The sequence below is a fragment of the Verrucomicrobiota bacterium genome (assembly GCA_037139415.1).
Lineage (GTDB): Bacteria > Verrucomicrobiota > Verrucomicrobiia > Limisphaerales > Fontisphaeraceae > JBAXGN01.
This window is the reverse complement of the sequence record JBAXGN010000259.1, coordinates 1-8241: the sequence shown is the minus strand read 5'-3', so window position 1 is coordinate 8241 and position 8241 is coordinate 1. Positions and strand designations below refer to the sequence as shown.

At 57.4% G+C, this 8241-nt stretch carries 6 protein-coding genes; 5 read left to right on the top strand and 1 reads right to left on the bottom strand.

Annotation, left to right across the window (positions count from 1 at the left end; genetic code table 11):
* Positions 1-113: 113 nt before the first annotated feature.
* Positions 114-674, bottom strand: coding sequence for a ribosome recycling factor (gene frr / locus WCO56_27410; protein MEI7733330.1), 561 nt, complete (start codon positions 672-674; stop codon positions 114-116).
* An 83-nt stretch (positions 675-757) separates the two neighbouring features.
* Here frr and larB point away from each other — a divergent pair, with 83 nt between their 5' ends.
* The 5 genes from larB (at position 758) to WCO56_27385 (ending at position 7941) form a co-directional block, all read left to right on the top strand.
* Positions 758-1522, top strand: coding sequence for a nickel pincer cofactor biosynthesis protein LarB (gene larB, locus WCO56_27405; GenBank protein ID MEI7733329.1), 765 nt, complete (start codon positions 758-760; stop codon positions 1520-1522).
* A 26-nt stretch (positions 1523-1548) separates the two neighbouring features.
* The gene (gene larC, locus WCO56_27400; protein MEI7733328.1) at positions 1549-2916 is read left to right on the top strand and encodes a nickel pincer cofactor biosynthesis protein LarC; all 1368 of its coding nucleotides are present in this window, start codon (positions 1549-1551) and stop codon (positions 2914-2916) included.
* Between the two features lie 262 nt (positions 2917-3178).
* On the top strand, positions 3179-4939 hold the full coding sequence (locus WCO56_27395) for a sodium:solute symporter (protein ID MEI7733327.1): 1761 nt from the start codon (positions 3179-3181) through the stop codon (positions 4937-4939).
* Between the two features lie 151 nt (positions 4940-5090).
* Positions 5091-6146, top strand: coding sequence for an ABC transporter ATP-binding protein (locus WCO56_27390; protein MEI7733326.1), 1056 nt, complete (start codon positions 5091-5093; stop codon positions 6144-6146).
* Positions 6147-6165: 19 nt separating this feature from the next.
* On the top strand, positions 6166-7941 hold the full coding sequence (locus WCO56_27385) for a hypothetical protein (protein ID MEI7733325.1): 1776 nt from the start codon (positions 6166-6168) through the stop codon (positions 7939-7941).
* The last annotated feature ends 300 nt before the right edge of the window (positions 7942-8241 follow it).

Genomic DNA, 8241 nt, shown 5'->3' with positions numbered 1-8241 from the left:
CCGCAGCCATAATCTGCTGGCGACAGACAATATCTATTTACGGATAAGCACTTAACCGAACGTCTTAACTCCTGACTCTTGGTTTTCCGCAATCCGCAATCCGCATTTCCCCCTTAAACCGTCATGATTTCTTTTTCTTTGGCCGTCAGGTGGACATCAATCTTGGCAATGTATTGATCCGTCAACTTTTGCACTTCCTTCTCGGCGTGTTCTTCCTCTTCTTCGCTCACGCCGCCCTTTTTGGCCTCCTTTTTGATGTGTTCGAGCGTGTCGCGGCGAACATGCCGGACGGCCACGCGCCCGTCTTCCGCGATTTTGTGCGTCATCTTGACCAGATCACGCCGGCGTTCCTCGCTCAGTTCCGGCAGCACGAGCCGGATAAGCTTGCCTTGCACGGCGGGATTGAGGCCGATGTTGGCCTTCTGAATCGCTTTTTCAATGGGGCCAACATTGCTGGCGTCCCAGGGTTGAACGACCAACATGCGCGGTTCGGGCACGGTGATATTAGCCACCTCCCGCAGCCGCATGGTGGCTCCGTAGGCCTCCACCATGATATTTTCCACCAAGGCCGGGGAGGCTTTGCTGGTCCGCACGCCGGAAAATTCACGTTGGATGATCTCCTCGGTTTTGATCATCTTGTCTTCCGCTTCCAGTAAGTGGTCGTCGAGTGCCATAAGTTTTTCAGAACTCTACCTCAAGGAACGCGGTTCGGCAAGTCCTGTCTTGCGTGTTGGCGATTTGCAGGCAAGATTGGGCCGTGACATCGAAAGAAGCCATTGAATTGCTGGAACGTTTTCGCCGCGGTGAAGCCACCCGGGAAAACGTATTGCACGCTTTCCAACGCGCCCCGGTGGCGGATTTGGGATTCGCCCAAGTGGATACGCATCGCTCCTTGCGCCAGGGATTTCCGGAGGTTATCTACGGCGCGAGCAAAACCCCGCAGCAGGTTGTGGGGATTGCCGGCAAGATGCTCGAACACGGGAACCGGGTGCTGATTACCCGCGCCACCCCCGAGCACGCGCGCGCAATGAAAAAGAAGTTCCCCAAAACCATCTGGCACGAATCCGCCCGGTGCCTGACGCTTGACCAAAAGCCTCTGGCCAAACGCCCGGGCCACATTGCCGTGCTTTGCGCCGGTACGAGTGATTTGCCGGTGGCCGAGGAAGCAGCGGTCACGGCGGACATCATGGGCAACACGGTGGAACGGTACTATGACATCGGCGTCGCCGGGCTGCACCGGTTGCTGCGGCCCCTCGAAAAACTGCAACAGGCCAACGTGCTGATTGTCGTCGCGGGCATGGAAGGCGCGTTGCCCAGCGTGGTCGCGGGGCTGATCTCACGTCCTTTGATCGCGGTGCCGACCAGCGTGGGATATGGGGCGAACCTGGGCGGCCTCAGCGCGCTCCTGGGTATGCTCAACAGTTGCAGCAGTGGTATTACCGTGGTGAACATTGATAACGGCTTCGGAGCTGGATACGCCGCCAGCCAGATCAACGCGCTCGCGGCGGGTGAGGGCAAATAGTTGGTTGTGAATATTTTGATCAGACTATGAAAGTGCTTTACCTCGATATTTTCAGCGGCATCAGCGGTGACATGTTTCTTGGCGCGATGCTCGATTTGGGGGTGGATGCCTGCGCTTTGGGGCAGGCCTTGGGGCAACTTCATCTGCCCGGCTATCATCTGCACGTGGCCAAAAAACAAAACGGCAGCATCGCGGGCGTTAAGTTCGATGTCCACCTGGAGTTCGAGCACTCGCATCAGGATCATCCGGATCACGATGCGCACGGGCATGAGCATGGTCACGGGCACCATCACCATGACAGCGACGCACATGGACACGACCATGAACACCATGAACACGGTCATCCTCATGAATCTGAACACGGCCATGGGCATGGGCATCACGAGCATGACCATGAGCACGGGCGGAATTTCCGCGACATCAAGCAACTCATTGTCGAATCCAGCCTTTCTGACTGGGTGAAAACCAAGGCCATCGCCGTGTTCCAACGCGTCGCGGAGGCGGAAGGCCGGGTGCATGGGAAAAAACCGGAGGCGGTTCATTTCCATGAAGTCGGCGCGGTGGATTCCATTGTGGACATCGTAGGTGCTTGCATCGCGTTGGAAATGCTTGGCAAACCGAGGGTGCTCGCGGCGAACGTTGTGGAAGGCACGGGCTGGGTCGAGTGCGCGCACGGACGCTTCCCGGTGCCCACGGCGGCTACGCTGGAAATTCTTGGCGCGCGCGGCATCGCGGTGACGCAATGCGAAGAACCACATGAACTCGTGACCCCCACCGGCGCCGCCCTTTTGGCGGAATTCGTCGAGCAGTTTGGCCCCATGCAAGGATTGGTGGCGGAGCAGATCGGGTACGGATTGGGCACGCGGGTGAACAAAACCCGTCCCAACGTGCTGCGCGCGGTGTTGGGGCAGGCTCGGATGGAATCCGCCGCCACGCATGACTGGGAAACCGATACGGTGGCGGTGTTGGAAACCAACCTGGACAACCTCAACCCGGAAATCCTGGGTTACGTGATGGAAAAGGCCATGGGCGAGGGGGCCTTGGACCTGTTCTATACCCCGGTGCAAATGAAGAAGCACCGCCCCGGTCTGCTGGTCACCCTGGTTTGCGGCGCGGACGAGGCCGATCATTTTTCCGAATTCCTGCTGCGCGAAACCAGCGCGCTTGGTGTGCGTCGTACCCTATGTGAACGCCGGAAACTGAAACGCGAATTCACCTCGGTAAAAACGGAGCATGGCGAAGTCACCGTCAAACTGGGGAAACTGGACGGACGCGTGCTCCAGGTCGCCCCGGAGTTTGAATCCTGCCGCCAAGTCGCCGAAACCGCGCGCGTGCCGCTCAAGCTGGTATATGAACAGGCGCTCAAACACGCCGTGACGTTTACGGAGCAGTAAGGGAAACACCAAGCCCTGGATTTTAGTCAGCGAACAGCGCCAGCCGAAATTGACCGCCGATGACGCTGGCATCACTGTTGTCAGTTGAAAATATCCAGGGACTTTCATTGATAACAGGAATGTCGATCTCCGTGGTTCCGGGAGAAAACGTGCGCGTCACATGAAATAATGACGCGGGCCGTGGAAAATATGATTGCTTCCGCCCGGCAAATGGTGTGAATTAACCGCCAATTATAAACCTTAGAACACAGGCATACAGATTATGACAGGTCTTGATTGGCTGGTGATCGCATGTTATTTCGGCATCCTTGGCGGGGTGGCGTGGTGGGTGATTCGTAAAAACAAGGACACGGCGTCGGATTACTTCCTGGCGGGCCGAAACTTGAGTTGGTGGATTGTCGGCGCGTCCATCTTCGCTTCCAACATTGGCTCCGAGCATATTGTCGGGTTGGCCGGGTCTGGCGCCAAGGATGGTGTGGCCATGGCTCATTATGAGCTGCACGCCTGGTGTCTGCTGGTGCTGGCGTGGGTGTTTGTGCCATTTTACGCGCGCTCGCTGGTGTTCACCATGCCGGAGTTTCTCGAACGCCGGTTCTGCACCAAATCGCGCTATGTGCTGTCCATCGTCTCGTTGATCACTTTTGTGGTGTCCAAGATCGCGGTGGGTATTTTTGCTGGCGGCGTGGTGTTTGCCACGTTGCTGCCCGAACTGAAGTTGAATCTGGGGGGAGCGGTCCTGGATAGTTTCTGGATTGGTTCGTTCCTAGTGATCATTCTCACGGGGTTGTACACCACGCTGGGCGGCATGCGCGCAGTGGCCTATAATGATGCGGTGCAGGTGGTCATCTTGATTGGCGGGTCCGGGTTGCTCACGTTCTATGGGCTCAGTCAACTGGGTGGTTGGAGCGAATTGCGCCGCATTTGCGGTTCGGAAATGTTCAACCTCTGGAAGCCCCTGATTCCCGCTGGCATGGAGAGTACCTGGCAACCGGTCAAGGAATCCACGCGCATTGCCTGGTATTTCAACGATAAATTTCCCTGGCTGGGCATGGCCATCTGCGCGCCGGTGATTGGCCTGTGGTATTGGTGTACCGATCAGTATATCGTGCAACGCGCTTTGGGCGCCCCGGACCAAAAGACGGCGCGGCGCGGGAGTATCTTTGCGGCCTTCTTGAAGCTCTTTCCAGTGTACCTGTTTATTATTCCCGGCTTGATTTGTTTTGCGCTGGCGAAAAGCGGCAAGAATCCCGCGTTGGCGGCGGCCTTGATCGGCCCACATGCGGACCCGAATGCCTCCCAAGGCGCGTTCCCGCTCATGGTGCAGCATTTGTTGCCGTCGGGATTGCGCGGCATCGTGGTGGCTGGATTGCTCTCCGCGCTGATGGGTTCCCTGGCCGGGGTGTTCAATGCGTGCTCGACCCTCTTCACCGTGGACCTGTATCAGAAATGGAAACCCGAGGCGACCCAGCACCAACTGGTGCGCACCGGGCGCATTGCCACCGTGGTCATGGTGGTGATTGCCTTGCTGTGGATTCCCGTAATTCAAGGCGCGCAAGGCTTGTACGGTTATTTGCAGGCGGTGCAAGGCTATCTGGCACCCCCCATTTTTGTGGTGTTCTTCTTTGGCGTTTTCTGGAAGCGCTTGAACGCCCAAGGTTGCCTGTGGGCCATGGTCGTGGGTTTTGCGCTGGGTGTTTTCCGCATGGTGGTAGATACGCCGGTGACGATGAAACTCAAGGGGTTCGAGACCGGCTACACGCAAGGATCATTCCTCTGGATCGTCAACAATATCAATTTTCAGTACTTCAGCATTCTCATCACCATCGTATCCGCGCTGGTCATGGTGGTGGTCAGTTATATGACGCCGGCGCCCGACGCCAACCAGATCAAGGGGCTCGCGTTTGGCACCGCGTCCGACACCGACAAGAAGGACACGCGTGATAGTTGGGATTGGAAAGAGGTTGCGGCCTCCGTGGTCGTCCTGGCCTTCATCCTTGGGGCGTACATTTATTTCAACGGTTAACCGCGCATGGAACACGGACTGCCGTAATTCCGAAATCCGAAATTTCCGGGGTCCGTCTCCTAACCTCGACGGCTACAAATAAAGCAGGCGGATCGGCTGCGTAACGTCGTTGACCTTTGTCGCCCGGTGTGGACAATAGGCCCGACATTACATGCGCGTCTCGATACAAAATCTGGTTAAGAAGTTCGGCGATACGGTGGCGCTGAAAGGTATCTCGCTGGAGATACAATCCGAAGAACTGTTTTTTCTCCTCGGCCCTTCTGGTTGTGGTAAAACCACGCTATTACGTACCATCGCCGGTTTTTATCAACCCGATGGCGGGCAACTGCTGTTCGGGGACAAGCCCATGGCGGGGGTGCCGCCCCATTTGCGGAATACCGGGATGGTGTTCCAGAATTATGCCCTCTGGCCGCACATGACTGTGGCGCAAAACGTCGCGTACGGGCTGGACGTCCGCAGCGTGAATGAGGCGGAAAAGAAGCAGCGGGTCCAGAACGCGCTGGAAATTGTGCGCATGGAAAGTTATGCCGCCCGTACACCGGACAAACTCTCTGGTGGACAACAGCAACGGGTCGCCTTGGCGCGTGCGCTGGTCATCAACCCTGATGTGCTGCTATTGGATGAACCGTTATCCAATCTGGACGCCAAGCTCCGCCTTGAAATGCGCGAGGAAATCCGGCGGATTCACGCGCAGACCAAAATTACGACCATCTACGTCACGCATGATCAAAAGGAGGCGCTCTCCCTGGCCAGTCGCATGGCGGTATTACGGGATGGCAAGATCGAGCAACTGGGGGATCCACGGGCCATTTACCGCACGCCGGCCAACCGGTTTGTGGCTGATTTCATTGGGGAAACCAACTGGCTGACCGCCACCGTGGAACGCCATACCGGCGGGGAAATGACGCTGGCGACTTCCGCCGGCCCGCTGGTGGCCGTCGCGGATGTGCGCTGGCAGCCGGGGGCACGGGTATTGGCGGGGTTTCGTCCCGAATCCGTGGAGATTGGCGAGAGTGCGGTGAACCGATTTGCAACCCGGATCAGTTATGTGTGTTATCTGGGGGAAGTGGAACAATATGAGTTGGTGATTCCCGGCGGCGAACGCATCAAGGCGTTTGAGCAGAATCCGGATCATATCCGCCAGGTGGGCGCAGCGCTGTCGGTCTATGTGCGCCCGCAAAATATCATGGTGCTGCCAGCGGAGTAGCTCAATACACGCACGCTATATGTCGCCACTTTTGTTGTTTCTGACCACGGGTCTGTGCTTGATGTTTGCTTGGGGAACCGCTGCTGCCAACCCTGTGGCTGTGGATAGTGGCTTTCCGCAGCGCTATGCCCCGCGTCCCGAACAATTGGCGCAGTTGCGCAAGGCGTTGGCGGCGTATGAATCCAAGTACGATCCCGCCGAGCAAATGACCAAGGGCCCGCTGAAATCGCCCGGTTACCACACTACGCTCAAATCCGGAACGGTGCATGATACGCGTGGCTCGTTGTGGTATGCGGTGATGCTGCTGGACACCATGGATGACGCGTTGCTGCCCCGGGCAGAGGCCATTCTGCGCAAGGTTATTTCGCTGCAAGATCAGGATCCGCAGAGCAAGACGTACGGGATCTGGTCTTGGTTTTTGGAAGAGCCGCTCAGCCGGATGTCGCCTCCGGACTGGAATTGGGCGGATTTTTGCGGGGCCGCGCTGCTTCAAGTGGCGCTGGACCACCGGCAACGGCTTAAACCTGATCTGGCGGGCAAGGTGGATGAGGCCATCAAGCACGCGGCGCGCTCGATCAAGAAGCGCAATGTGTCACTTGGCTACACCAACATCGCCATCATGGGCAGCTACGTGACGCTGGTGGCCAGCGAGTTGTACGATTGGCCGGAGATGCGGGAATACGCGCAAAAACGGTGGCGTAATTTTTGTGAGTACACCAGGACGCAGGGGGCCTTGACCGAGTATAACAGCCCCACCTATACGGTGGTTGCTTTAAAGGAAGTGGGGCGCATTCGGATTCATGTCAAGGACGCGGAAATGCGCCGGTTGGCGGAGGAAGTGTACCACCTGGCTTGGGAAGAGATTGCGCGGCATTTCCATGTTCCCACGCGTCAGTGGGCGGGTCCACACAGCCGCGCCTATAGCTCACTGTTGAAGCCTGGGGTGCTCGCCTTGATCCAACAAGCTACCGCTGGGCGGATTCAATTCGGAGTGGATGAGTTCAGTGCTGAAGATGTCCGGCTGCCACTGCCTTGCCCGCCCGATCTGGAATCGTATTTTACCACGCTCAAGGAGCCGCGTGAATTTCTGGAAACCTTTGAAAAATCCAAATCACCCGTGGTGGGCACCACCCACTTGGAGCCAGCCTTTGCCTTGGGGAGTGTAAATCGTGGCGATTTATGGAATCAACGCCGCGCGCTGCTGGCGTATTGGGGGGATGCCCAAAAACCTGCCTATCTGCATCTGCGCTTTCTGCATGATGATTACGATTTCGCGGCGGCCCAATTTCGCAGTGTGCAACAGGGGGGTACCGTGCTGGCCGGGGTTTTCTTCGCGGTGGATGGCGGCGATACGCATGTGGGGCTGGATCGCATCAAAAACGCGACGATTCGCGCCCGGGATTTGCGGTTGCGGTTCGAGTTGGGCGGAGCGGCCGGAACCACCGCGCTGGTCGCGCCCGGTTCGTTGGATGAATCCATTCACCAATCGTTCGGTCCGGTCTCGCTCACCTTATCAGTCCCGTATGCCCAGTTTAGCGGTTTTATCCCGCGCTGGTCGGTGGGGACAAAAGGCGACCTTGCCTTTGCGGATGCGGTGTTTTACCAAGGACCCGAGCGTGAATTTAACCTGGCCCAAATTGCCGTCGCCGCTGCTGGTTTGAGCGTTCATTTTTCCGCCCGCCAGGAAAGCGCGCCCAAAGTAACTGTGACCATGAAACCAGGACGGTTACAGATGAACACTGCCAGGATGCAACTCGACATTCCCGTCAAACCCGGCAAACGCAGCGACCTCTGAGAAAACCGTAGGGTTCCCGCCAGCATGAAGCACCTCCCCGCGTAGCCGCCGAGGTAAGGAGGCGGACTTGGAGGATTCGGATTTCGGAATTGTCCGTCTCCTTACTCGACGGCTACGAAAGCTGGTGACTTATCCGGTGTGACGCCCTGTCCAGTTTGCTTCTGCATCATTCAAACTCAGGTGCATGTCTTGTCATTGTAGCGCAGGTTTCCAAACCTGCTGTGTCGCCGACTTCCCAGTCGGCTTACCTTCAGAACACCGCATCTGCCAGATTTAGCTTGATACCAATTTGAACACCAG

Coding starts and splice junctions, on each gene's coding strand:
- frr (MEI7733330.1), bottom strand. CDS start 674: ATGGCACTCGACGACCACTTACTGGAAGCGGAAGACAAGATGATCAAA.
- larC (MEI7733328.1), top strand. CDS start 1,549: ATGAAAGTGCTTTACCTCGATATTTTCAGCGGCATCAGCGGTGACATG.
- WCO56_27395 (MEI7733327.1), top strand. CDS start 3,179: ATGACAGGTCTTGATTGGCTGGTGATCGCATGTTATTTCGGCATCCTT.
- WCO56_27390 (MEI7733326.1), top strand. CDS start 5,091: ATGCGCGTCTCGATACAAAATCTGGTTAAGAAGTTCGGCGATACGGTG.
- WCO56_27385 (MEI7733325.1), top strand. CDS start 6,166: ATGTCGCCACTTTTGTTGTTTCTGACCACGGGTCTGTGCTTGATGTTT.